Annotated in this window: 30 protein-coding genes; 17 read left to right on the plus strand and 13 right to left on the minus strand. The window is 59.6% G+C overall.

The window, feature by feature from the left end; all coding sequences use genetic code 11:
- The first annotated feature begins 4 nt into the window (after positions 1-4).
- From acpS to rnc, 3 genes are read left to right on the plus strand one after another with little or no spacing between them, the layout of a single operon-like run.
- On the plus strand, positions 5-424 hold the full coding sequence (gene acpS, locus ACR0J2_RS10255; RefSeq protein ID WP_170805962.1) for a holo-ACP synthase: 420 nt from the start codon (positions 5-7) through the stop codon (positions 422-424).
- A 57-nt stretch (positions 425-481) separates the two neighbouring features.
- Positions 482-1,321, plus strand: a complete 840-nt coding sequence (lepB, locus tag ACR0J2_RS10260; protein ID WP_170681526.1) for a signal peptidase I — start codon at positions 482-484, stop codon at positions 1,319-1,321.
- A complete protein-coding gene (rnc, locus tag ACR0J2_RS10265; RefSeq protein ID WP_480812507.1) occupies positions 1,318-1,998 on the plus strand; it encodes a ribonuclease III in 681 nt (226 codons plus the stop codon). Before lepB ends, rnc begins: the two co-directional genes overlap by 4 nt.
- A 114-nt stretch (positions 1,999-2,112) precedes the next feature.
- On the opposite strand, the gene ACR0J2_RS10270 is transcribed toward rnc, so the two are convergent.
- Entirely contained in the window at positions 2,113-3,489 is a 1,377-nt protein-coding gene (locus tag ACR0J2_RS10270; RefSeq protein ID WP_480812508.1) for a multicopper oxidase family protein, read from the minus strand.
- A 158-nt stretch (positions 3,490-3,647) separates the two neighbouring features.
- On the opposite strand from ACR0J2_RS10270, the gene era reads away from it, so the two are divergent.
- The 3 genes from era to ACR0J2_RS10285 all read left to right on the plus strand — a co-directional run bounded on the left by era (position 3,648) and on the right by ACR0J2_RS10285 (position 5,319).
- Positions 3,648-4,556, plus strand: a complete 909-nt coding sequence (gene era / locus ACR0J2_RS10275) for a GTPase Era (protein ID WP_170825208.1) — start codon at positions 3,648-3,650, stop codon at positions 4,554-4,556.
- The gene (locus tag ACR0J2_RS10280; RefSeq protein ID WP_480812509.1) at positions 4,553-4,882 is read left to right on the plus strand and encodes a DUF1491 family protein; all 330 of its coding nucleotides are present in this window, start codon (positions 4,553-4,555) and stop codon (positions 4,880-4,882) included. The genes era and ACR0J2_RS10280 overlap by 4 nt, the downstream gene beginning before the upstream one ends.
- Positions 4,883-4,995: 113 nt before the next feature.
- Positions 4,996-5,319, plus strand: a complete 324-nt coding sequence (locus tag ACR0J2_RS10285) for a SemiSWEET transporter (protein WP_170611911.1) — start codon at positions 4,996-4,998, stop codon at positions 5,317-5,319.
- Positions 5,320-5,347: 28 nt separating this feature from the next.
- Here ACR0J2_RS10285 and ACR0J2_RS10290 read toward each other — a convergent pair whose 3' ends face one another.
- A complete protein-coding gene (locus ACR0J2_RS10290) occupies positions 5,348-5,653 on the minus strand; it encodes a hypothetical protein (protein WP_170825207.1) in 306 nt (101 codons plus the stop codon).
- A 126-nt stretch (positions 5,654-5,779) separates the two neighbouring features.
- Here ACR0J2_RS10290 and recO point away from each other — a divergent pair, with 126 nt between their 5' ends.
- Positions 5,780-6,505, plus strand: coding sequence for a DNA repair protein RecO (gene recO, locus ACR0J2_RS10295; RefSeq protein ID WP_170681791.1), 726 nt, complete (start codon positions 5,780-5,782; stop codon positions 6,503-6,505).
- On the opposite strand, the gene ACR0J2_RS10300 is transcribed toward recO, so the two are convergent.
- From ACR0J2_RS10300 to ACR0J2_RS10310, 3 genes are all read right to left on the minus strand, one after another.
- Entirely contained in the window at positions 6,489-6,881 is a 393-nt protein-coding gene (locus ACR0J2_RS10300) for an META domain-containing protein (RefSeq protein WP_480812510.1), read from the minus strand. The two genes, recO and ACR0J2_RS10300, sit on opposite strands and share 17 nt — an antisense overlap.
- A gap of 50 nt (positions 6,882-6,931) precedes the next feature.
- Entirely contained in the window at positions 6,932-7,486 is a 555-nt protein-coding gene (locus ACR0J2_RS10305; RefSeq protein ID WP_480812511.1) for a hypothetical protein, read from the minus strand.
- 254 nt (positions 7,487-7,740) lie between these two features.
- Entirely contained in the window at positions 7,741-9,432 is a 1,692-nt protein-coding gene (locus ACR0J2_RS10310) for an acyl-CoA dehydrogenase family protein (RefSeq protein ID WP_480812512.1), read from the minus strand.
- Between the two features lie 144 nt (positions 9,433-9,576).
- On the opposite strand from ACR0J2_RS10310, the gene ACR0J2_RS10315 reads away from it, so the two are divergent.
- Positions 9,577-10,341, plus strand: a complete 765-nt coding sequence (locus ACR0J2_RS10315) for a sulfite exporter TauE/SafE family protein (protein WP_170805971.1) — start codon at positions 9,577-9,579, stop codon at positions 10,339-10,341.
- A 4-nt stretch (positions 10,342-10,345) separates the two neighbouring features.
- On the opposite strand, the gene ACR0J2_RS10320 is transcribed toward ACR0J2_RS10315, so the two are convergent.
- The 3 genes from ACR0J2_RS10320 to ACR0J2_RS10330 form a co-directional block, all read right to left on the minus strand.
- Positions 10,346-10,888, minus strand: coding sequence for a hypothetical protein (locus ACR0J2_RS10320; protein WP_480812513.1), 543 nt, complete (start codon positions 10,886-10,888; stop codon positions 10,346-10,348).
- A 33-nt stretch (positions 10,889-10,921) separates the two neighbouring features.
- Positions 10,922-11,212 (minus strand): hypothetical protein, encoded by a 291-nt coding sequence (locus ACR0J2_RS10325; protein WP_170681515.1) that lies wholly within the window; start codon positions 11,210-11,212, stop codon positions 10,922-10,924.
- Between the two features lie 372 nt (positions 11,213-11,584).
- The gene (locus ACR0J2_RS10330; RefSeq protein WP_480812514.1) at positions 11,585-13,183 is read right to left on the minus strand and encodes a phosphoenolpyruvate carboxykinase; all 1,599 of its coding nucleotides are present in this window, start codon (positions 13,181-13,183) and stop codon (positions 11,585-11,587) included.
- Positions 13,184-13,232: 49 nt separating this feature from the next.
- On the opposite strand from ACR0J2_RS10330, the gene ACR0J2_RS10335 reads away from it, so the two are divergent.
- The 8 genes from ACR0J2_RS10335 to ACR0J2_RS10370 are packed head-to-tail and all read left to right on the plus strand — an operon-like array spanning position 13,233 to position 18,955.
- Positions 13,233-13,508, plus strand: a complete 276-nt coding sequence (locus ACR0J2_RS10335; protein WP_321251006.1) for a hypothetical protein — start codon at positions 13,233-13,235, stop codon at positions 13,506-13,508.
- 21 nt (positions 13,509-13,529) lie between these two features.
- On the plus strand, positions 13,530-14,234 hold the full coding sequence (locus ACR0J2_RS10340) for a response regulator (protein ID WP_170611892.1): 705 nt from the start codon (positions 13,530-13,532) through the stop codon (positions 14,232-14,234).
- A gap of 33 nt (positions 14,235-14,267) precedes the next feature.
- Positions 14,268-15,986 (plus strand): sensor histidine kinase, encoded by a 1,719-nt coding sequence (locus ACR0J2_RS10345; RefSeq protein WP_170611889.1) that lies wholly within the window; start codon positions 14,268-14,270, stop codon positions 15,984-15,986.
- Between the two features lie 4 nt (positions 15,987-15,990).
- The gene (locus ACR0J2_RS10350; protein WP_480812515.1) at positions 15,991-16,461 is read left to right on the plus strand and encodes an HPr kinase/phosphorylase; all 471 of its coding nucleotides are present in this window, start codon (positions 15,991-15,993) and stop codon (positions 16,459-16,461) included.
- Positions 16,446-17,339: an RNase adapter RapZ gene (gene rapZ / locus ACR0J2_RS10355; RefSeq protein WP_170805975.1), complete on the plus strand. Its 894-nt coding sequence runs from the start codon at positions 16,446-16,448 to the stop codon at positions 17,337-17,339. Before ACR0J2_RS10350 ends, rapZ begins: the two co-directional genes overlap by 16 nt.
- Entirely contained in the window at positions 17,336-17,728 is a 393-nt protein-coding gene (locus ACR0J2_RS10360) for a PTS sugar transporter subunit IIA (RefSeq protein ID WP_170611883.1), read from the plus strand. Before rapZ ends, ACR0J2_RS10360 begins: the two co-directional genes overlap by 4 nt.
- Positions 17,729-17,745: 17 nt before the next feature.
- Positions 17,746-18,015: an HPr family phosphocarrier protein gene (locus tag ACR0J2_RS10365; RefSeq protein WP_170611881.1), complete on the plus strand. Its 270-nt coding sequence runs from the start codon at positions 17,746-17,748 to the stop codon at positions 18,013-18,015.
- 40 nt (positions 18,016-18,055) lie between these two features.
- On the plus strand, positions 18,056-18,955 hold the full coding sequence (locus ACR0J2_RS10370; protein WP_170681505.1) for a lysophospholipid acyltransferase family protein: 900 nt from the start codon (positions 18,056-18,058) through the stop codon (positions 18,953-18,955).
- A gap of 79 nt (positions 18,956-19,034) precedes the next feature.
- Here ACR0J2_RS10370 and ACR0J2_RS10375 read toward each other — a convergent pair whose 3' ends face one another.
- Positions 19,035-19,910 carry a 3-hydroxybutyryl-CoA dehydrogenase gene (locus ACR0J2_RS10375; RefSeq protein ID WP_170611878.1) on the minus strand — a complete coding sequence of 292 codons (876 nt, stop codon included), beginning with the start codon at positions 19,908-19,910 and terminating at the stop codon, positions 19,035-19,037.
- A gap of 162 nt (positions 19,911-20,072) precedes the next feature.
- Here ACR0J2_RS10375 and ACR0J2_RS10380 point away from each other — a divergent pair, with 162 nt between their 5' ends.
- Positions 20,073-20,885 carry a DUF6473 family protein gene (locus tag ACR0J2_RS10380; RefSeq protein WP_480812516.1) on the plus strand — a complete coding sequence of 271 codons (813 nt, stop codon included), beginning with the start codon at positions 20,073-20,075 and terminating at the stop codon, positions 20,883-20,885.
- Positions 20,886-20,944: 59 nt separating this feature from the next.
- Here ACR0J2_RS10380 and ACR0J2_RS10385 read toward each other — a convergent pair whose 3' ends face one another.
- The 4 genes from ACR0J2_RS10385 to ACR0J2_RS10400 all read right to left on the minus strand — a co-directional run bounded on the left by ACR0J2_RS10385 (position 20,945) and on the right by ACR0J2_RS10400 (position 23,695).
- On the minus strand, positions 20,945-21,874 hold the full coding sequence (locus ACR0J2_RS10385) for an electron transfer flavoprotein subunit alpha/FixB family protein (protein WP_170611876.1): 930 nt from the start codon (positions 21,872-21,874) through the stop codon (positions 20,945-20,947).
- Positions 21,874-22,632 carry an electron transfer flavoprotein subunit beta/FixA family protein gene (locus ACR0J2_RS10390; protein ID WP_170611874.1) on the minus strand — a complete coding sequence of 253 codons (759 nt, stop codon included), beginning with the start codon at positions 22,630-22,632 and terminating at the stop codon, positions 21,874-21,876. The genes ACR0J2_RS10385 and ACR0J2_RS10390 overlap by 1 nt, the downstream gene beginning before the upstream one ends.
- Before the next feature lie 286 nt (positions 22,633-22,918).
- Positions 22,919-23,491, minus strand: a complete 573-nt coding sequence (locus tag ACR0J2_RS10395) for a cob(I)yrinic acid a,c-diamide adenosyltransferase (protein ID WP_480812517.1) — start codon at positions 23,489-23,491, stop codon at positions 22,919-22,921.
- Positions 23,492-23,695 (minus strand): twin transmembrane helix small protein, encoded by a 204-nt coding sequence (locus ACR0J2_RS10400; RefSeq protein WP_170611869.1) that lies wholly within the window; start codon positions 23,693-23,695, stop codon positions 23,492-23,494.
- Positions 23,696-23,704: the final 9 nt, after the last annotated feature.

A 23,704-nucleotide genomic window follows, 5' to 3' on the forward strand; every position in this document is an offset into this window, starting at 1 on the left:
GAAAATGATCCTCGGCATCGGCACGGACCTCGCAAACATAGACCGCATCCAGGGCACACTCGACCGGTTCGGCGACCGGTTCCGCAACCGTGTCTTCACCGACACCGAACAGCGCAAGGCCGAACGTCGCGCCGATACTGCGGGCACCTATGCCAAGCGCTGGGCCGCAAAAGAGGCGTGTTCCAAGGCGCTGGGCACCGGTCTGCGCATGGGCATTGCGTGGAAAGACATGGCCGTGACCAATCTGCGCACCGGCCAGCCCATTATGCACGTCACCGGCTGGGCCGCTGAACGGCTGAAGGAAATAACGCCCGAAGGTTATGAGGCCATCATCCACGTCACCCTGACGGACGACCACCCCTGGGCGCAGGCCTTTGTTGTGATCGAGGCGCGCCCCGTTCAAGATCGCCCCGCACAGCCTTGACTTGCCCCCGGCCGACCCGCATGTAGCAACCCAATAAGCCAAGGACCGGAGAGCAGTATGGCCGAGGAAGCCAAATCAGGTAACGCCGTCTGGGAGACGATCAAAACCATCGTCTATGCCCTGCTGATCGCGGGCATTTTCCGTACCCTGTTCTTTCAGCCCTTCTGGATCCCGTCCGGCTCGATGAAGCCCACCTTGCTGATCGGCGACTTCCTGTTCGTGAACAAGATGGCCTACGGCTACTCCTACGCGTCCTGCCCCAGCGTGATCATCCCCAGCGTCGGTCTGAACATCGATGCCGAGGATATCTGCGGCTGGATGCAGGGGGATGACAATACACGCATCTGGGGAGGCGAGCCCGATCGCGGCGATGTCATCGTCTTCCGCCACCCCGTCACCGGGCGCGATTTCATCAAACGGCTGATCGGCCTGCCCGGCGACCGCATTCAGGTCCGCGACGGTGTAATCATCCTGAACGGCACACCCGTGCAGCAAACACCCGACGGCGTGTTCACCGAAATTGCCGAACCGCAAGGCCCGCAGGGTCTGCGCCCGCGCTGCGAAAACGGCCCTGTCGGCATTGGTGGCGCCTGTGAAAAAAGCCGCCTGATCGAAACTCTGCCGAACGGTGCTTCCTACGAGGTGCTGAACATCCGCAATCAGGGGTCCGACAACACCGGCATCTACACCGTGCCCGAAGGCCACTATTTCTTCATGGGCGACAACCGCGACAATTCCAGCGACAGCCGCGTGCCACAGTCCGCAGGCGGCGTCGGCTATGTTCCTTATGAAAACCTGATCGGCCGCGCCGACCGTATTATGTTCTCGTCCGCGGGCCGTTCGATGCTGTTCTTCTGGACCTGGCGGGGCGACCGCTTCTTCAAGGCGGTCAATTGAAGCTTTCAGCCGAAATAAAAGCCTTCCAGCGGCGTTTGGGGTACGAATTCAAAAGCCCCGAACTGCTGCTGCGCGCGCTGACCCACGGATCGGTGTCCTCGACGACCCGGCCCGACAATCAACGGCTCGAGTTTCTGGGCGACCGGGTCCTGGGCCTGGTGATGGCCACCGCCTTGCTTGAGGCGGACAAGAATGCCTCCGAAGGCCAACTGGCCCCGCGATTCAACGCACTTGTTCGCAAAGAGGCCTGCGCCGACGTGGCCCGCCAGATTGATCTGGGCGCGGTCCTGAAACTGGGCCGGTCCGAGATGCTGTCCGGCGGGCGCCGCAAACAGGCCTTGCTGGGGGACGCGATGGAGGCGGTGATCGCCGCCGTCTACCGCGATGCGGGGTTTGAGGCTGCCCGCGATGTCATCCTCGCGCTCTGGGGCGATCGTATTCACAAGGTCGAGGCGGACGCCCGCGACGCGAAAACCGCGCTGCAGGAATGGGCGCAGGCCCGCGGTCAAAAGCCGCCCGCTTACGTCGAAGTCAAGCGCAGCGGTCCGGATCACGCCCCGGTCTTCACCATTGCGGCCCGTCTGCAGGACGGAACCGAGGCGCAGGCCACCGCCGGATCGAAACGGCAGGCGGAACAGGCGGCAGCCAAGGCGCTGCTGGAAAATCTCGCGAAATAGCCCGACAGGGATCATTCTTCATCTGGCCGAAAGTATCCCGGGGGTGAGCCCGGATGACATCCGGGCGAGGGGGCTGGCCCCCTACCGGCTGGATTAGCGCGGCCGATCCGACGCTTAGACCACCCGGATATACGCGGTCAGCCCGGTTTTCTGATGCTCGATTACATGGCAATGAAACGCCCAGTCGCCGGGATTGTCCGCGACAAGCGCGATCTCGGCCACCTCGTCCTTCAGCAACAGCATCGTGTCCGTCATCAGAGGCGGCAGTTGGCGCAGGTTCGATTTCAGCGGCACAAAGGCCAGCCCATGCAGGTGGATCGGATGCAGATTGGGCGATTCATTGCGCAGCCGAAGTACGTAGGTTTTGCCCATGTCCAATGTGGCCAGCGGGCCGACACCCTGAGCCGCATCGCCGGGCCACGGGGTTCTGTTGACCGACCAGAAGTTGTAACCCAGCGAACCGCAGAACCCGTTATTGGGCGCGCCGCCCTCGGGTGTCCAGCCAAAGACGAATTCGTGCACCTCGGCCCGCACCAGATCCGGCCTGGCGACCGGGTTGATGGGCAGGGGGCGCAGGTCCCGCAAGTCCCGCGAAAGCGCGGCTCCGACAGACCGCAGTCGCGCCATGGCAACCGGTGCACTTCCCGGCAGTTTCGCCATCAGATCGACGGTTCGCCCTTCATCGGCAGGCATCGCAACGGCAAAGTCGACCCGTTGGCCGGGACCGACCAGCAAGGGGTCTGCCACGCTTGGCATCGGCAGCGCGATTTCGACCGGATGACCATCCCAGGCGATAATCCGCGCCTCGGCCCCGGCCAGATGCAGTTTGTAGATGCGGGTCGTATCCGAATTGAGAACCCGCAGCCGCACCAGGCTGCCCGCCGGATGATCATAGGCCGGCCCCGTCAGCCAGTTCGCCGTCTGAACATTTCCGAACGTACCCGCCCGCGCGGCCCCGCGCGCGGTAAAGGCAGGCAGAAACTGCCCGTCCTCGCCCAAGCGGAAATCCCGGAGGTTGACCACTTGCTCACTATCAAAGCCGGGGTCTTCGGTCTCGGCGATGACCATCACCCCGGTCAGCCCATGGGCCATCTGCTCCATCGTCATGCAATGCGGGTGATACCAATAGGTTCCGGCATCCGGTGGCGTGAATTCATAGGTAAAGACCTCATCCGTTCCGATCGGCATCTGGGTCAGATAAGGCACCCCGTCCATCTGGTTGGCAATCCGCATCCCGTGCCAGTGCATGGCGGTGTAATCGGGCAGAGTGTTGCGCACCGGCAGGCGCATCACCTCACCCTGCGTGCCATACAGAACCGGCGGCGGTGCGTCGGGTGACAGGCTGACCATGCCCGTGGTAACCTGATCCTTAAGCGCAAAGCTGGCCGGTTGAATGACCAGTTCCTGCGTACCTGCTGCCAGTCCCAATCCACCCAGACTCAATGCGCCTGCGGCAGCCCCACTGCCCAAAAGAAACTCACGGCGTTTCATATGTGCCTCATTTTCGGATTTGATCGCCTGGCTGGGTTCGGCTGAGCGCACGCTATTCGTGCCATCCCGGACGCATGGCGGCAATGCGACAAATCCCTCTGGCCCGCATGGCCAATCTGCTATAGGGATGCGCAGTTGCAAACAGGATCGCATTGAACATGACCACACGCGCCGGATTTATCGCCCTGATCGGAGAGCCCAACGCAGGCAAATCCACCCTGCTGAACCGCATGGTCGGGGCGAAGGTTTCCATCGTGACACACAAGGTGCAGACCACCCGTGCCCGAATTCGCGGCGTGGCGATGGAAGGCGACGCGCAACTGGTCTTTGTCGACACGCCGGGCCTGTTCAAGCCCCGCCGCCGCCTGGACCGCGCCATGGTCGCCGCCGCTTGGGGCGGGGCGGCGGATGCCGATGGCGTCGTGCTGATGGTCGAGGCCCATCGCGGCATCACCGAAGGGGTCGAGCGTATCCTCGAAGGTCTCGAGGAGATCGGTCAGGGCCGCATCGTTGCGCTGGCAATCAACAAGATCGACAAGGTGCCGTCCGAGAAACTTCTGACCCTGACAAGCGATCTGAACGCACGCTATCCGTTTGCCGAAACCTTCATGATTTCGGCGGAAAAGGGCCATGGCGTCGATGACCTGCGCAAATGGCTGGCTTCGGAATTGCCCGAAGGCCCGTGGCTTTACCCCGAGGACCAGATCGCCGATCTGCCCCTGCGCATGATCGCCGCCGAGATGACGCGCGAGAAACTGACCCTGCGCCTGCATCAGGAACTGCCGTACCAGCTGACCGTCGAGACCGAGAACTGGGAAGAACGCAAGGACGGTTCCGCCAAAATCGATCAGGTCATCTATGTCATGCGCGATGGCCACAAGGGCATCGTGCTGGGCAAGCGCGGCGAGACGATCAAGGCCGTCAGCCAGGCCGCGCGGGCAGAGTTGGAAGAGTTCCTCGACCGCAAAATCCACCTGTTCCTGCAGGTCAAAGTCCGACCCAACTGGCTGGAAGAATCCGAACGCTATTCGGAAATGGGTCTGGATTTCAAAGACGGCAACGCATGACCCGACTGACGGCGGAATTCTGGGTCCATGCCTATCTGGCGCGGCTTCGCTTTCAGGAAATTCCTGCCTACGTCGTGGCCCATGGCGACGACACGGCAGGCGCGGTGCTGATCAAGCTGAACACGCTTGACGGGCAGGCCACGGCCTTCCAGCGCAGCTTTGATCTGATGAGCGGCGAACGCAAATGGGTCGAACTGTCCGGCGGCCCCGAGCCGGACGTGGACGCCGCCATCCAGCGCCAACGCAGCTTTGACCCCGATCTCTGGGTGATCGAGGTCGAGGACCGGCAGGGCCGGCATTTGTTGGGGGAAGAGGGGTTGGAATGATCCCTGCTTCGAAGGGTCTTTGACGCACGGATCAAAGCGTCTATTTTGAACCTGCTCCTGGCCAGAACGGACTGGCCTATCCGTGGAACAACACAAGACGATGAGGTGTTTGCGTGGCTGAAACACTCGCTGAGAAACTGGAAAAATCCGAGCTTGGCCACTGGATGCAGCGGTTCGAGGGCTTCATGGTTTTCGTCGGGGTCTTTGGCCCGTTCGCCACCCTTCCGCAATTGATCAAGCTCTACTTTACTCACTCCCAGCACGCCACCGGTCAGTCGCTGCTTTCGTGGTCGCTCTATGCCGGTCTGTCGTTTCTGTGGTTCGCCTACGGGCTGGTGGTCGGCAAACTGCCGATTTACGTGGGCAACGGAATCTCGATGGTGCTGAATCTGCTCATGGTCATCGGCATCCTGATCCACGCGGGCGTGACGTTCTGACCCCGCATTCTGTGGAACCACTCTGGCCCTACCACCCGCCGCTTTTCTGCGTGATATCGTGCCCGGTGGCGTTGAGCGTATCACCGGCAAACATTTTCACCTTGGGCGCAAACGCCTGAAAATATGGCTGCGATTGCACATGGGCCAATGTCTCGGCACTGTCCCAGCGTCCCCAGTGAAACCGGGACACACCATCATCGGCCACCGCGACCTGATAGGTGAACTTCCCCGCAGCCTCGGGGTCGGCGTCGATCGCCGCGATGAACGTGTTTATGGCTTCCAGCCATTCAGTCTCGTCGCCATCGTAGCGATATGTGATTGTAATTCCGCGCATCGGATCGCATCCTTATTTAACTCTAGTGTTAATTAGAGAGTGATATCGCCTGCACGTCAAGCTTTCTTAGTTGCGGTCCTGACCCGCCACAGGTCAAATGGGCACAGCAAACGGCACGGGGCCCATTTGGACTGGCGCGATCACGGCATACTTCTGACCTCTCGCCGCCACGGCGAAACGGCGGCGATTATCGAGGTCTTTACCCAGACCCATGGACGTCATGCCGGTGTCGTACGTGGCGGGGCCAGCCGCAAGATTGCGCCGATCCTGCAGCCCGGCGCGCAGCTGGATGTGCTGTGGCGGGCGCGGCTTGAAGAACATATCGGAACCTTTCAGGTCGAACCCCTGCGATCGCGCGCGGCGGCGGCCTTTTCCGGACGTCTGGCGCTGGCCGGGCTGAACACGGTGTTGTCGCTTCTGTCCTTCTGCCTGCCCGAGCGGGAACCGCATCCGGGCATCTACAAGCAGACCGAACAACTGATGGATCTGCTGGGGCAGGATGACATCTGGCCACTGGCCTATCTGCGCTGGGAGCTGGCCCTGCTGGAAGAACTGGGTTTTGGCCTCGACCTGTCGGCCTGTGCGGCGACCGGCGCAACCGAAGGGTTGATCTATGTCTCGCCTAAATCGGGCCGGGCCGTCAGTGCCGCTGGCGCCGGAGAATGGGCCGACCGGTTGTTGCCGCTGCCCCCCTGCCTGCGAGGCGAAGGGCAGGCACCGGATGCCGAGATCGTCGAAGGGCTGAAAACAACGGGCTATTTTCTGGAACACCGCGTGGCGCCTGCACTGGGCCACCACCCTTTGCCAGCGGCCCGGGCGCGGTTTCTGGATCAGCTCACTCGACGGCTTTGAATACCATCTCGTGCCCGTCCTCATTGCGCAGGATCAGCACATCACCCGACACCTCGGACTGGGTCATCGCCAGCAGGGCCGCGAAAAAAAACCCTTCGGCCTCAAGCCCCGCACAGGCCGCGCGGGTTGCGTTCAGGTCCGTGACCTCGAACCACGGATAAGGCGCGTTCAAGGTGCCGCTGTAGCTGTTGCAAGGTGCGTTGCCTTCGATCCTGCCCTCTTCGGGGAACCGCAGCAGGGCGCTGGCTTCAAATGACTGCCCGTCGATTTCCTGCAAGGTCCATGTGCGGTCCGCCGCGCCATAGGCGGCCACGGATTCGTCCTTGTTGCATTGCAGCAACGCCAGCAGGGGCAGAGTCAGGATCAGGCGTGTCATGACGGTGTCTTATCCTTTTGCGCATGTTGGCGAAACCTGTGTGGTCCAGATCAATAAGGTATCTCGCCGCTCAGCAATTCAGCGCGCACCTCGCTTCGGGGCCGCCAGTTATACTTGGTATCCTCGCGCACCGGTGCCCAGTGCAAGGCGCCGCTGTTGCGCCACGGGTCGAGGATAATGCCGTCATACAACGACGCCCCAGTGGCGCTGATCGACGCCGAATGGTGGATGATCCGGAACGCCGTCGGCGGAGATGTGGCCCAGTTCAGGTCCAGCGTGCGGAAATCTTCCTGCCGCAGCCGCTGCGTCATGGCCTCGGCCCAGTCATTGCACAACCCATATTCGCGAAAGCCGTTGATGACCTTGGCGTTGTGGATGATGGCCGGATCCTCGACCTGCCATTCCCGCGCCAGACGCTGCGAATAGGTGTAAGCGATTGTGGCGGCCCTTTGCGCCTCGGCCGGGTCAACGTCGGGCCCGAGGTCTCCGATCGCTTGCGCCAGCGCGTCGATGTCGCTTTGGCCCGCTGTCGGCTGCGTGGTCGCGCAGCCGCTCAGGGCGATCGCGGTCAGGGTCACCCAAAGTGCAAAAAATATTCTGGTCATTCTTTGTTTACCAACTGCCCGTGTGGTTCCGTCTGTTGCACGGGATGCTCTACCCCAGTTTCGCGCGGAATCAGAGGGGGAAATTCTCATGCCCCTATTCAGTAGCAAATCCTGGTCCGCACCCGGCCAATGCCAGTTTGCGCATGTGAAATACGAACAGCCGGAAGGTCCAGGCGCGTACAAATCCGGCAGAACAAGAAAAGACCCGGCGCAAGACCGGGTCCAGTTGGGGAAACAGAGATGCCGAAAACCGGTCAGCCGAGCAGACGTCGCGCGATAACCTGAGCCTGAATTTCGGCAGCTCCTTCGAAAATGTTCAGAATGCGCGCATCGCACAGCACACGGCTGATCTTGTATTCCAGCGCAAAGCCGTTGCCGCCATGAATTTGCAGCCCGTTATCCGCTGCCGCCCATGCGACACGCGCGCCCAGCAGCTTGGCCATTCCGGCCTCAAGATCGCAGCGCTGGCCATGGTCTTTTTCCCAGGCGCTGAAGTAGGTCAGCTGCCGCGCGATCATGATCTCGACCGCCATCATGGCCAGCTTGCCCGACACACGCGGGAAGTTGATCAGAGATTTGCCAAACTGTTTGCGGTCCTGCGCGTATTGCATTGCAATATCCAGCGCGCTTTGGGCGACACCAATGGCGCGCGCAGCGGTTTGGATGCGTGCGCTTTCGAAGGTTTCCATCAGCTGTTTAAAGCCTTTGCCTTCTTCGCCGCCCAACAGGTTCTCACCTTTGACTTTGAACCCGTCAAAACCAAGTTCGTATTCTTTCATACCGCGATAGCCCAGCACCTCGATCTCACCGCCGGTCATGCCGGGGGTGGGGAAGGGGTTTTCATCCGTACCGGGCGTCTTTTCCGCCAGGAACATGGACAATCCGCGGTGATCGGTGGTGTCGGGATTGGTGCGCGCCAGCAGGGTCATCACATGGGTGCGCGCCGCATGCGTGATCCAGGTTTTGTTGCCGGTGATCTTGTAATCACCGTTCTCGTCCTTAACCGCACGGGTGCGCAGGCTGCCAAGGTCCGAGCCGGTGTTGGGTTCGGTGAACACGGCAGTCGGCAGGATCTCGGCGCTGGCGATCTTGGGCAACCATTGCGCCTTTTGCTCATCCGTGCCGCCCGCAATAATCAGTTCAGCCGCGATCTCGGACCGGGTCCCCAGTGAACCAACGCCGATATAGCCGCGTGACAGTTCCTCGGACACCACGCACATCGAGGCTTTGGATAGACCGAACCCACCGAATTCTTCGGGAATGGTCAGGCCAAATACGCCCATTTCCGCCAGTTCTTCAATGATCTCGATCGGGATCAGTTCATCCTTGAGGTGCCAGTCATGCGCGTTCGGTTCGACCTTTTCCTGCGCATAGCGGCGGAACTGGTCGCGGATCATTTCAAGCTCTTCGTCCAGACCCGAGGCGCCGAACATGGTGGCGCCAGACTGATCCTGCATCAGCGCGACCAGACGGCTGCGAGCGGCCTGTGAATTGGCCTGTGCCATCAGGGTTTGAACTTCGGAACACTGGAACCCGGACAACGCGTCCCAGCCCAGCCCCAGATCCTGCAGGCGCACAACCTCGCCCTGGTTCATCGGAATGCCGCCCGCGACCTGATGCAAGTATTCGCCAAAGGCGATCTGGTGTAGCAGCTGTTCGATTTCACCTAACTTGCCGTCGGCCTCCAGCGTTTCGGCCCAACGCTGCATCTGTTGCAGGGATTGATTATAGGTGGCCAGCCACGCAAGGCCGTGCGCGGCGGTCTGGTTGGCTTCGATCAGTGCGCCCGAAATCTTACCATCAGCGCTGACCATACCGCGGACGGATTCCCGCGCCCGTTCAAAAACCGTCTCGACCGCCGGAACGGCAGCTCGGGTCAGGGTCAGCAGATCGGGCAAAATCGCAGGTGTCGTCATCTGGGTCATATCCTGTCCGTCATGGGCCATGAATCACGTCCTTCTCTGGGTCGTCTGGTCATATCATGCTGCACGTGCAGCGCAACAAAAATACGAAATTTGCAGGTAAAAAGTTCAAAAATTACCCGATGAGTTTTGCAGTGCAGAGAAATCTGGGAATGGTATCAACGAGGCATGACATGGTTTTCAATACTCTCGACACAGGATCTGGCGCTGGCCGTTTCGATTGCCTTTCTTGCCGGTTGCATCAAGGGAATGGTCGGATTTGCCATGCCCATGGTTCTGGTTTCGGGGCTGAGCATCTTCCTGCCGCCCGAATGGGCCGTGGCCGGGCTGATCCTGCCAACTTTGGTCACAAACGGAGTTCAGGCGTTGCGCGAAGGTGTCCCCGCAGCGGTGTCGTCCATCCGACGGTTCCGTGTGTTTCTGATCGTGGGGCTGCTGTTTTTGTTGGCGGGTGCACAACTGGTCAGCCTGGTTCCGCCGCGAACGTTGTTGCTGATGATCGGCGCACCGGTGACCTTCTTTGCGCTGATTCAGGTCTTGGGATCAAAGCTGACATTGTCGAAACCCTCAGCCTGGATTGAGGCGGCGATGGGTTCGGTTGCCGGTTTCGTGGGCGGCATGTCAGGCATCTGGGGGCCGCCGACCGTGATGTACCTGACGGCCCTCAACACGCCGAAGGCAGATCAGATGCGGGTTCAGGGCGTCGTTTACGGGCTGGGTGCGGTGGCGCTGGTTTTTGCCCATCTGGGATCAGGCATCCTGCGCATGGAAACGGCCGCATTTTCCGGTTTTCTGATCGCACCGGCGGTCATTGGGTTGTGGGCAGGGCTGAAGCTCCAGGCACGGATTGATCAGGCTCGGTTCCGCAAGGTGACGTTGATCGTGTTGCTGATCGGCGGTCTGAATCTGCTTCGCCGGGGGCTGACGGGTTGAAGGGTCAGGCCCGGCTGTCCGCGCAGCGGAACGAGAAGTAGAGGATCAGCATCAGGAAAAACAAGCCGGAGATATCGCCAATCAAGAAGGCGATGTATTCCGCCGTGGCGCTGCCAAAGGCCATGTTGGTCAGGATCGACACCAGAAACGACGTGACAATCCCCACACCCATGACACAGGCCCAGCATGGCCGTTTGCCAGGCCGGGGAAACAGGTCCCAGCCAAGCCCTTTACACAGATAAAACACCGCAGGCGCGGTCGCGACGGCAATGACCATCGCCATCAGGCGGCTGGGCAGGAACACGTCCCATCCGCCGACATAAGCGAAGACGATGAAAACACCCGGCAGCAGTGCAAAAATGGCGCGCCATCCCAACAGCCAGGCGGCCAGAACCCGTACGCCATGCGGCAGAAACAACAGGCTGGCCCGGCTGGGGTATTCAGGAAAAAACACGTTCTGAAGGGGCATCAGAACCTCAAACGTGAGGAACGATACCACCACATAGGCCAAAGAGGCGTAGAAGGTTTCGGTAGCCCATTTTCGCACGACGATCAGCCGTCGTCACGAAACGCGGCGGCTTCATCTGGGTGCATGAACGATATACCGCCCCCGGTTGGCGCTGCCGCTTTGTGACAGATACCCTTTCTGGACCAGCGATTTCAGCGCGCGGAAGAATGTCGGGCGCGAAACGCTTTTGACAAGGGTGTGTTCGATCAAACCAAAAGTGCGCACTTCCTCGTCGGATTTGGACAGTTCCTCGGCGGCATAGTAGATATCGCGCTCAACCGGAGAGAGCTTCTCGAGGCCCAGCGTTTGTTCCATGCTCTGCATGAGTTTGCGCAATTCAGTGAGTTTCGAAATTTCCGTCATGATTTTCCGTTTTCCCCTTAGTCAGGTTTCAGTCACCCGTGGCGATGAGAAACATGCAGTGTGGTGCTGTATTTGGCATGTCTCATATTGACACTCATCCCTCTGGGACTAAACTGGTTTCCTGATTAGGCTGCTCAATTTCCAAGGTGAGTGAGTTCTTGAGAGCTGCCCAAAAGTTCTTTCAGTTGCGGCCCGGTGCGTTTCGTGCCGGGCATTTTTTTGACCTTAATGAAATCGTGGGTAGCGCAAATTGCCGCATCAGGCAATGCAATTGCCAACACATATGGGTGAATACATCTATATGGCGAGCAGTGCCGCGCCTTTCACCCGGGCCCTGATGAAATCAGGGGCGCTGCGGCCCCTGAAATTGCCTTATCCGATCGCGACGGCTTTGATGTCTTCGTCGATAAAGGGCAGATACTGTTCAAAGTTTTCGGCAAACATCTGCACCAGTTTTTCAGCCTGTCTGTCGAAGGCCGCCTGATCGTCCCATGTGCGGCGCGGGTCCAGCAGGACTTCGGGCACACCGGGAACCGAGACCGGAACGTCAAAGCCAAAGCTGGCATCCTTACGGAATTCCGCATCCGCCAGCGACCCTTCCAGCGCCGCAGTCAGCAGCGCGCGGGTTGCCTTGATGGGCATCCGGCTGCCAACGCCGTAAGCGCCGCCGGTCCAGCCGGTGTTCACCAGCCAGCAGGTCGCGCCGTGCTGGGCAATCTTGTCCCGCAGCAGGTTGCCGTAGGCCTCGGGGCGACGCGGCATGAAAGGTGCGCCAAAACAGGTCGAGAATGTGGGCTGAGGCTCGGTAATGCCACGCTCGGTACCGGCGACTTTCGACGTGAAGCCTGACAGGAAGTGATACATCGCCTGCGCCGGTGTCAGCCGCGCAATCGGGGGCAGAACACCAAATGCGTCGCAGGTCAGCATGATGATATTCTTTGGATGGCCGCCCAACGCCGATTTCGATGCGTTCGAGATATACTCCAGCGGATAAGCGCAACGCATGTTCGCTGTGAGGGAATCGTCGTCGAAATCCAGTTTTTTGGTCTCGGGATCGAAGACCATGTTCTCGATCACCGTGCCGAATTTCGTGGTGGTGGCGTAAATCTCGGGTTCTGCTTCGGCATTCAGGTTGATGGTCTTGGCATAGCAGCCACCTTCGAAATTGAAAGTGCCGCGGTCGGACCAACCGTGTTCATCATCGCCGATCAGCACGCGGGACGGGTCGGCGGACAAGGTGGTCTTGCCGGTGCCGGACAGGCCGAAGAACACGGCGGTATCAACCGGGTTGCCCACAGCATGGTTGGCCGAGCAGTGCATCGGCATCACGCCCTTTTCGGGCAACATGTAGTTCAGCAGGGTAAAGACCGACTTTTTGTTCTCACCTGCATATTCTGTGCCGCCGATCAGGATCAGCTTGCGGTCGAAGTTCAGCGCAATCACGGTCTCGCTGCGGCAGCCGTGCTTTTTCGGGTCCGCGCTGAAACTGGGGCAGTTGATGACGGTGAAATCCGCGGTGAACTCGTCCAGGTCGGCGCGGTCCGGCCGGCGCAGCAGGTGGCGGATAAACAGGTTGTGCCAGGCCAGTTCGGTGACCATGCGCACGTTGATCGAATAGGCCGGATCGGCCCCACCGACCAGGTCCTGCACGAAATAGTCGCGACCCTTCATGTGGGCCAGCATATCTTCATACAGCGCGTCAAAGCCCTGGGGGGTCATTGCGGCGTTGTTTTCCCACCAGATGGTGTCGGCGACGCTGTCGGTCTTGACGACATGCTTGTCTTTCGGAGACCGGCCTGTAAATTTGCCAGTCGTAACCAGAAACGCGCCGCCATTGCCCAGCGTGCCCTCGCCGCGCTTCAGCGCCTCTTCGATCAGCGCCGGTTCCATGAAGTTGTAATAGACATTGCCCAGACCCTCGATGCCCTGATCCTCGAGGCGGAATTGCGGGTTAACCCGTCCAGATGTCATGTGTGTCTTCTCCTGTGGCGGCGCGAAGGCTGTTTGGCCTTATGCGCTCTTGGGGCAGTATGCCGGGAAAAACCGGCGGATGGGCGGGTCTTATCACGGTCATTTAGGGCATGAACAGGACGGTTTGGCGCAGTTAGCGCAACCAAGTACAAGTTTAGCGCCACCAAGAATTTTCCGCCAAAAATCTGGGCGGCAATTTGCGGGCAGCAAGGCAAATTTGCCGCAAGCTTGCCCCAAGAAAGGCACGATTCGCAGTTACGGATTGATTCGGCGTCCTAAAAACGCCAACAATGCCTTACAAATAAGCCAATTATTGAAAGAGTGAGCAGGAATAGGGATGAACCCGATGTCAAAGATTGCACTGGTGGATGACGACAGGAACATTCTGACGTCGGTATCCATGACGCTCGAAGCCGAGGGTTTTGAGGTCGAAACATATAATGACGGGCAAGCTGCCCTGGATGCATTCAACAAGAAATTGCCGGACATGGCGGTGCTGGACATCAAGATGCCCCGCATGGACGGCATGGACCTGTTGCAAAGGCTGCGCCAGAAAACTCAGATGCCGGTGATCTTCCTGACATCCAAGGATGACGAGATCGACGAGGTTCTGGGCCTTCGCATGGGCGCGGATGACTATGTCAAAAAGCCTTTTTCACAGCGTCTTCTGGTCGAACGTATCCGCGCGTTGCTGCGCCGGCAGGAAGCGACCGAGGGCGATGTGTCCGCTGCCGCCTCTGGCGACGCCAAGGTCATGGAGCGTGGCGAGCTTCGGATGGATCCGCTGCGCCACGCCGTAAGCTGGAAGGGCACCGATGTTTCGCTGACAGTGACCGAGTTCCTGTTGTTGCAGGCGCTGGCGCAGAGACCGGGGTTCGTCAAAAGCCGCGATCAGTTGATGGATGTGGCCTATGACGATCAGGTTTATGTCGACGACCGCACCATCGACAGCCACATCAAGCGGCTGCGCAAGAAAATGCGCGCGGCAGATCCTGAGTTTTCGGCCATCGAAACCCTGTACGGCATCGGGTACAGATACAACGAAGAATAAGAATAGCCTTCTGATAAGGGGTAGCCGGGTCTCGTGCGCGATACCGAACAAGCTAATGCGCTGCGCGACGGAGATGTCGTTCTGGGGGATGACTGGGTCATCCCGCATGATCCCGAGTCCCATGAACTCAGGGCAACGCGGTCGCGACGCAATCTGTTTTCTCTGCGCGGCTCTCCTCTGGCGCGCAAGATCATCACGTTCAACCTGATCGCCCTGGTCATTCTTGTGACCGGGTTGCTGTATCTGGACGATTCACGCAAGGAGCGGGTCCAGCAGACGGCGCGCAACCTGGTGGGTGATGCCCAGCTGGTCAGCAACGTGTTCGAAACCCAGCTGCGTCAGGCGGATTCCGACGGCCCCCGGGACGCTGCTGATCTGGATGTCAGGGACACGCTGTCCGGACTTACACTGCCCGATGGCGGCGAGGTCTTCATTTATGATGCCCAAGGCACCCTGATTGGCTGGACCCGAGGCGCTTCGCTGCCGGCGCAAATGCCTCTCGGGTTGGAGTCAGGGGCCGATGCGCCAACCGGCAGTACAGTTATCAGTGACGGCCTCAATGCCGTCTGGATGGGTCTGACGACAGTATTCACGAAACCGCAGGAAACCGATCCACCGACGCTTGCACAACGCGTACAGGAAATCATCCCGCAGGCATTGCTGGGCAATGTTCAAATGCAGGCGGTTCAGGATGATGCAGGGGAAACCGCAATCGTGGCGGCTGCGCCCATTCTGTTTGACGGAAGCCCGGTCGGTGCCGTTGCCATGGCCGGTCCGGCCGGTGAGATTGATGCGCTTGCCCGGCAGGAGCAGGAGCGCATTCTGCAGATGTTCGTGGTGGCCCTGCTGGTGTCCGTCGGCCTGAGCCTTGTTCTTGCATCAACCATCGCCAACCCGCTTGCGGATCTGGCGGCGGCTGCCGAGATGGGCAGGGACAGGGGGGCTGGTGTCAATCCGGGCCGCATTCGAATTCCCGACCTCAGCGCCCGCCCCGATGAAATCGGGCAGCTCAGCGGAGCGCTGCGAGGGATGGTGACCGCGCTTTACAACCGGATCGATGCGAACGAGCAGTTTGCGGCGGACGTGGCGCATGAAATCAAGAACCCGCTTGCAAGTCTGCAATCGGCAGTCGGGACGCTTCGCATGGTCAAACGCGACGACCAGCGCGAGAAACTTTTGGGCGTGATCGAACATGACGTGCGGCGCCTGGACCGGTTGGTCAGTGATATTTCCAACGCATCCCGACTGGATGCCGAGCTGGTCAAGGAAGAGGAGCAGCCTTTTGATCTGCTCAAGCTGTTGGGCAATCTTGGGCAGTATCTGGGCGAAGACGCCCGGTCGAAAGGGATCGACTACATCACCGATCTGCCGCCCGATCCGATTGTGATCAACGGGCTTGAGGCGCGACTGGCACAGGTTTTTGTCAATCTGATCACCAATGCGATTTCCTTCTGTGAGGAAAGCGATGCCATTCGGGTCTGGGTACGACAGCGGGAGAACCGGGTTCTGGTGGTGGTGGAAGATACCGGTCCGGGCATACCCGATCAGGCGCTGACCAAAGTGTTCAAACGCTTCTACTCGCAGCGCCCGGTCGAGCATTTTGGGAACAACTCGGGCTTGGGACTTGCGATTTCAAAACAGATTGTCGAGGCCCACGGCGGTGTGATCTGGGCGGAGAACATCCGTCCGACCGAAGCGGACATAACTTCGGATCCTTTGGGCGCCCGGTTTGTTGTCGGGCTTCCTTTGTAGGCATATGTCCAGCCCGACCCTTTCTGCCATCGAACAACAGAACACAGCTTGTATCCATGCCGCTTGCGTCAGCATCGAAGGGCACGGCCTTCTGATCGTGGGGCGTTCTGGCGCGGGCAAGTCGTCACTGGCGCTGCAGATGATGGCGCTCGGGGCACGGCTTGTTGCGGACGACCGGGTCAATCTGCATGCACAGGATGGCCATGTAATCGCAGACGCCGTACCGGAGCTGCGGGGCGTGATCGAGGCGCGTGGTATCGGCCTGTTGCGCGCAGACTCTAAGGGTCCGGTTCCTGTCAGCCTCGTTGCGGATCTGGACCAGAGCGAACCCGCACGTCTGCCCGAGCCACGGATGGTGGTTCTGCTGAGGCATCCTGTTCCCTTGCTTTGGGGCGGCGAAGTCCCCAATTTGGCCGCAGCATTGGTACAATTTATGAAAATGGGACGAATGGATCCGGAATGGCCCGGGAACTGACAGCACAGCGGCGTATCGTTCTGGTCACCGGGCCTTCGGGTGCCGGACGTTCGACCGCAATCCATGTTCTCGAAGATCTGGGCTTTGAAGCCATCGACAACCTGCCCATGGGGCTGTTGACACGCCTTCTGGATGGCCCGGAAAGCGACCGGCCCATGGCGCTTGGGATCGACGCGCGCAACCGCGATTTTTCAACCATCGGATTCATTGAACTGGTGGCGAAACTCAGCCGGATGGAACAGGTCGATCTGACCACCCTTTATCTGGATTGCAGCGATGACGTGCTGCTGCGACGCTTTTCCGAAACCCGCCGGCGGCACCCGGTGGCAAGGGATTCCAGCCCCGAATCCGGCGTACGCCAGGAAAAGGAGCTGCTGGCCCCGATCCGCGAAATTGCCGATACGCTGATCGACTCGACAGCACTGAATGTCCATCAGTTGCGCGATGAGGTCGAGCGATGGTTCGCACCTCAGGGCGGCCGACATCTGGCGGTGTCGATTGAATCCTTTTCGTACAAGCGCGGCCTGCCAAGGGGACTGGACATGGTGTTTGACTGCCGGTTTCTGGCCAATCCGTACTGGCGCCCTGAATTGCGCGCGGCCGATGGTAGAAACCCGGATGTTGCAAGCTATGTTCAGTCGGATATGAACTACGGACCGTTCTTCGACAGGGTCGTCGATCTGCTCAGGCTTTTGCTGCCGGCCTTCCGGGCCGAGGGCAAGGCGCATCTTTCGGTTGCGTTTGGCTGCACAGGTGGGCAACATCGCTCGGTCGCGATGGCCGAAGCGGTCGCAAAAGCCCTTGCGGAAGAGGGCCAGCAGGTGGCAATCAGACACCGCGAAATGGAACGACGCTCGTTGAATGTGAGGCCGGATTGATCGGGATCGTAATTGTAGCGCATGGCAGGCTGGCCGAAGAATACCTGGCCGCGATGCAGCACGTGGTCGGGACACAGCCGGGTCTTGTCGCGATACCGATCGAGGCCGATCATGATCGCGACGCCAAACAAAGCGAAATATGCCGCGCTGCGGATCAGGTCGACGCTGGCGATGGTGTCGTTGTCGTGACTGACCTGTTTGGCGGCAGCCCGTCGAATCTGAGCATGCGGGCCTGCGCCCCGCAGGATCGTCGCATACTTTACGGCGCAAACCTTCCCATGTTGATCAAACTGGCCAAAAGCCGCCACTTGCCCGTCGGCGATGCCGTCCGGCAAGCGATTGAGGCTGGACGAAAATATATCAATGCGCAGAATGTCACGTTGGACTAAAATCGGATTAATAGACCATGACCACCCGAAGCTTGAAAATTATTAACGAAAAGGGCCTACACGCCCGTGCCTCAGCCAAGCTGGTCGAGGTGGTCGAGGGATTTGATGCCAGTGCCGAGGTTTCGCGGGACGGACTTTCTGCATCCGGTGACAGTATTATGGGCCTTTTGATGTTGGCAGCATCGCGCGGAACCACTATTGACGTCGAGACGTCCGGACCGGATGCTGAGGCGTTGGCGGAAGCCTTGGAAACTTTGGTGAACGACAAGTTCGGAGAGGGATTCTGAGCCGGTCCTGCCAGGACAGGAAGAACGGGAAAACCAGGAATTGGCGGAAACAACGCACGAGACCAAGACGAACCCGGTGGTAGATGGGGCCGGTGAACAGGGCGAAATCTATGATCGCAGAACGCTGACCTACGCCAACTCGTTTGACGATGCCTGGACTTCGGCTGCCATTCGGGTCATCGAATGGTGCACCGGAAAACTGACCATTTTGCGAATGGTCAATAAATTCGAGAAAAAGAACGAGTTGTATCGCGGCCAGCGTTTTTGGGGTGGCGCGCTCGAGGTGATGGGCATCAAACTGACCACGCCGCAGGAACAGATCAACCGCATTCCCAAGGAAGGCCCGGTCGTTGTGGTCGCCAACCACCCCCATGGCATGGTTGACGGCATGATTTTTGCCGAACTGATCGGCCGTGTGCGCAGCGATTATCGCATCCTGACCCGCTCGGTTCTGACCGGCCTGGACGAAGCTGCGACATCGTTCATGATCGCAGTTCCGTTTCCGCACGACCCTGAAGCCCAGGCCAAGATGCTGGAAATGCGCGGCAAGGCGATGGAACACCTCAAGAATGGCGGCGTGGTGGCCTTGTTCCCTTCGGGCGTGGTGATGTCTTCGGACAGTTGGTTCGGCCCCGCACAGGAACGGGAATGGAACGTCTTTACGGCGAAGATGATCCGCCGGTCCGGAGCTCAGGTCGTGCCGATCTTTTTTCCTGGTTGCAACTCGCGCTGGTATCAGATCGCAAACCGTGTTTCCCCGATCCTGCGTCAGGGGCTACTGCTGCATGAGATCGTAAGGTCCTGCAACAAACCGCAGTCTCCGGTCATCGGTGATCCGGTATCGCAGGACGACATGCAACTGCTCGAAAAAGACCCGCGCGGGTTCATGGCATGGCTTAGAAAGCACACCTTGGCTCTGGGCGGTGGGACCAGGGCCTGATCCGCGTCTTCATCTGGCTGAAAACATCCCGGGGGTGAGCCCGGATAAAATCCGGGCGAGGGGGCTGGCCCCCTGTGCGTCAGCGCGTTGGTATTGGGACTTCCCCACGATAATCATAGAACCCGCGCTCGGTCTTGCGCCCCAGCCAGCCGGCCTCGACGTACTTTGTCAGCAGTGGACACGGACGGTACTTGGTGTCGGCCAGACCCTCATGCAACACATTCATGATCGCCAGGCAGGTATCCAGGCCGATGAAATCCGCCAGCTCCAACGGCCCCATCGGATGATTGGCACCCAGCTTCATTGACTGGTCGATGGACTGAACGCTACCGACACCCTCATACAACGTATAAACCGCCTCGTTGATCATCGGCATCAGGATCCGGTTCACGATGAAGGCCGGAAAATCTTCGGCGCTGGCTGCGGTCTTGCCCAGCCGGTCCACAACAGCTTTGCAGGCTTTGTAGGTCGCTTCATCCGTTGCGATGCCGCGGATCAATTCGACCAGCTGCATGACTGGAACAGGGTTCATGAAGTGAAACCCCATGAACCGTTCCGGACGGTCGGTCCGGCTGGCAAGACGCGTGATCGAAATGGAAGAGGTGTTCGAAGTCAGGATCGTATGGGGCTGCAGATGCGGTTGAAGGTCCTCGAAAATGGCCTGCTTGATCGTTTCGCGTTCGGTCGCGGCCTCGATCACAAGATCGGTTTGACCCAGTTTAGGCAATTCAAGCGTGGTATCGATGCGCAAAAGGGCGGCCTGCATGGCCTCGTCGGTGATCTTTCCGCGGGACACCTGCCGGGCAAGATTCCCTTCGATCGTCGCCAAAGCATTGTCCAGCGCCTCCTGGCTGACGTCGGTCAGAAGGACGTCATATTCCGCCAGCGCCAAAACATGGGCGATGCCATTGCCCATCTGGCCCGCGCCGATCACTCCGACTGATTTTACATCCATGTTCAGGTGCCTTTGTCCCATAGGTTGATCCGACACTATCGGCAGATCGGGGCGGGCGGCAAGGGGTTGGATCAGGCTGAATTTGCTTCAAATGCGCACATTAGGGTTTTATCAATTCCTGCGGCCGCAAGATGGCACCCGGGTGAAAAACAGGTGGGTGTTATGAGCTATCTTCAGGTCGGCTCGGGCCGGGTCGATGTTGCCGTTTGCCAATATGAACAATCCAGGCTCTGGTTTCGCGGGCCTGAGAAGCGACCGGACAAGTCCTCAGTGGTTTGTGTTGGCGGCGACGAAACATTCGGGCGGTTCGTGGATCAGCCGTTCCCTTCAGTGCTGGAAGGGCGTGTGGGAAAGTGTTGTGTCAATCTGGGCAGCCTGTTTGCCGGGGCCGAGGCGTTGGTGCGCGATCAAGGGATACTGAACCTGGTGAATGGTTCCGGGCTGTGCGTGTTGCAGATCCCCGGACTTGCCGGTCAGTCGAACCCATTTTACCGGGTGCATCCCCGCCGAAATGACCGCTTTATTGAGCCGACGCGTAAACTCGTAGACCTTTATCCCGAAGTTGATTTCACAGAGTTTCACTTTGTGAAGCATCTTTTGACGCGGCTATTGGATCTTGGGGCCGCCCGGTTTGCGTTGTTAGCCCAGGATTTGCAGGATCAGTGGTGCAAAAACCTGCAGTCCTTTCTCGAGCGTGTTGGACCGCCAGTGATCTTGCTGTGGCTGCGCGTGCACAGGCAATCGCCATGCGATGTTGGCAGGCAATTGCAAATCGACAGGCCAATGGTCGAGCAATTCCGATCGCATTGCGCGGGCATTGTCGAGTTGTCTGTCAGCGTTGCCGGCGCTTCGGACGAACTTGAGGACATAGTGTTCGGAACATTGCAGCAGCCCATGGCAGAGCACATGATCGGCCCGGCCGCACACAGGACCATCGCGGATGCTCTGGTGCCGGTTGTTCAAGATCTGAACTGAAAAAGGCCCGCCTTGTGGCGGGCCTTGAAGATTTCTCGTCGAGAAAATTGTGTTCTTGATCAGCCAAGCTTTTCGGTCAGTTCCGGAACGGCCTGGAACAGGTCGGCAACCAGCCCGAAGTCGGCGACCTGGAAGATCGGCGCTTCTTCATCCTTGTTGATTGCTACGATGACCTTCGAGTCCTTCATGCCGGCCAGGTGCTGGATCGCGCCCGAGATGCCGACGGCAACGTACAGGTCCGGAGCCACGACCTTACCGGTCTGACCCACCTGCCAGTCGTTCGGAGCGTAACCCGAGTCGACCGCCGCGCGCGATGCGCCAACAGCAGCACCCAGCTTGTCAGCCAGAGCTTCGATCAGTTTGAAGTCTTCTTCGGAGCCAACACCGCGGCCACCTGAAACAACAACGCCAGCCGAGGTCAGCTCGGGGCGGTCGCTGGCCGCAACCTTGTCCTCGACCCAGGACGACAGGCCCGGGTTTTCGCCAACCGAGATGGTCTCGACCGGGGCCGAACCACCTTCACCCGCCGCGTCAAAGCTGGCTGTCCGCAGGGTAACTACCTTTTTGGCGTCGTTCGATTTCACGGTCTGGATCGCGTTGCCCGCATAGATCGGGCGTTCGAAGGTCGAGCCGTCAACCACGCCGGAGGCATCCGAGATCACCATCACGTCAAGCAGGGCTGCAACGCGCGGCATAACGTTCTTGGCGTCGGTGGTGGCAGGGGCAACGATGTGTTCGTACCCGTCGGCCAGACCCACGATCAGCGCTGCGGTCGATTCCGCCAGGCGGTGGCCCAGCGAAGCGTCTTCGGCAACCAGAACCTTGGATACGCCGTCGATCTTGGCAGCAGCTTCACCAGCGGCAGCGGCGGAACCGCCAGCGGCCAGAACGGTCACATCGCCCAGAACTTTCGCGGCATTGACGGCCTTGGCGGTGGCGTCCAGCGACAGCTCACCATTGTTGACTTCAGCGAGAAGAAGAACAGCCATTACACAGCCCCCGCTTCTTTGAGTTTCTCGACCAGCTCGTCGACCGAGCCCACGATGATGCCCGCAGCGCGTGCTGGCGGCTCTTCGGTCTTGACGATTTCCAGACGCGGAGTGACGTCGACGCCGTAATCGGCGGCGGTTTTCTCGTCCAGCGGCTTTTTCTTCGCCTTCATGATGTTGGGCAGCGACGCATAGCGCGGCTCGTTCAGACGCAGATCAACGGTCACGATGGTCGGCATCTTGACGCTGATGGTCTGCAGGCCGCCGTCCACCTCGCGGGTGATCTTGGCGGTGTCGCCTTCAATGTCCAGCTCGGACGCGAAGGTACCCTGGCTCCAGCCCAGCAGGGCCGACAGCATCTGGCCGGTGGCGTTCATGTCGTTGTCGATCGCCTGCTTACCCGCCAGAACGATGCCCGGCTGTTCTTCCTCGACCACTTTGGCCAGGATCTTGGCAACGGCCAGCGGTTCGATGTCCTGATGCACGTCATCGGCAGCAACGACCAGAATGGCGCGGTCCGCGCCCATGGCCAAAGCGGTCCGCAGCGTCTCCTGCGCCTGCTTCACGCCGATCGAGACGGCCACGACTTCCTCAGCCTTGCCAGCCTCTTTCAGGCGGATCGCCTCTTCCACTGCAATCTCGTCGAACGGGTTCATCGACATCTTTACATTGGCGAGATCAACACCGCTCCCGTCCGCCTTCACGCGAACCTTCACGTTGTAGTCAATCACGCGCTTGACAGGCACAAGTACCTTCATTTTTGCGTACGCTCCTTACAAAAACGGCAAGCCGCGTCGCGACTCCACCAATGCTCTCGGGGTGTAGATAGCGTCTCAATCCGTGCGACAACAGAGCAAAATCGTCACGTCGTAAGCTTGAGACGTCGCGTTTCATGATTTTTTTACGTAACGGTAGTGTCGCAGTGGGAACGGGTTGGTGCGCGACGGAACGAGTGGCGGACCGGAACAGACGCTTTACTGTGATTGTCGGGCCGAGGCCCAACCCTTCCGGTCGCCACCGTGTCTACAAGACGCCGTGCCGCTATCAGCGGTTCGCGCCCGGAACCCACAAAACGTCAGCCTGGCCGTCGTTGTTGGCGCAGCGGGCGGCGACGAAGAACCAATCGCTCAGCCGGTTCAAATATTTCACGGCGACTACGTTGACGGGCTCCATATTGGACAGTTCGACCACCAGACGCTCGGCACGCCGCGACACCGTGCGACATACATGCAATTGCGCCGCCAGCCGGGTGCCGCCCGGCAGGATGAAACTGCGCAGCGGCTCCAGCCGTTCGTTCATGGAGTCGATCTCGGCTTCCAGCCGGTCGATCTGTGCCGGAGCGATCCGCAATGGCGGGTAATCCGCCTCGGCATCCTTTTCCATATCGGGACGGCACAGATCAGCACCCAGATCGAACAGATCGTTCTGGATGCGCGCCAGCGCTGTTTCGACATCGCCATTAGCTTCCGCGCGGGCGACGCCGACAAAGGCGTTCAGTTCGTCCACCGTGCCATAGCCAGCCACACGGCCCGAGTATTTGGCGACCCGTTCGCCATTGCCAAGCGCGGTTTTGCCATCGTCGCCTGTGCGCGTGTAGATTTTGTTCAGAACAACCATTTATTGCCCTCCCTGTCCGCGCAGATAGACGTAGAGCACAATCAGCACCACGGCAATGAACTGAAACAGGATGCGCAGGCGCATCATTTTGTTGCTTTTGTGGGCCGCTTCGGTCCCACCTTTGCCAAAGTTTGCAATGCCCAAAGCCAAAACGACGACAACTGCCGCCATGGCCAAAAGCAAGACCAGCATGATCAGGTCCATGGAGCCCTC

Source organism: Ruegeria sp. CG4 (assembly GCF_056537185.1).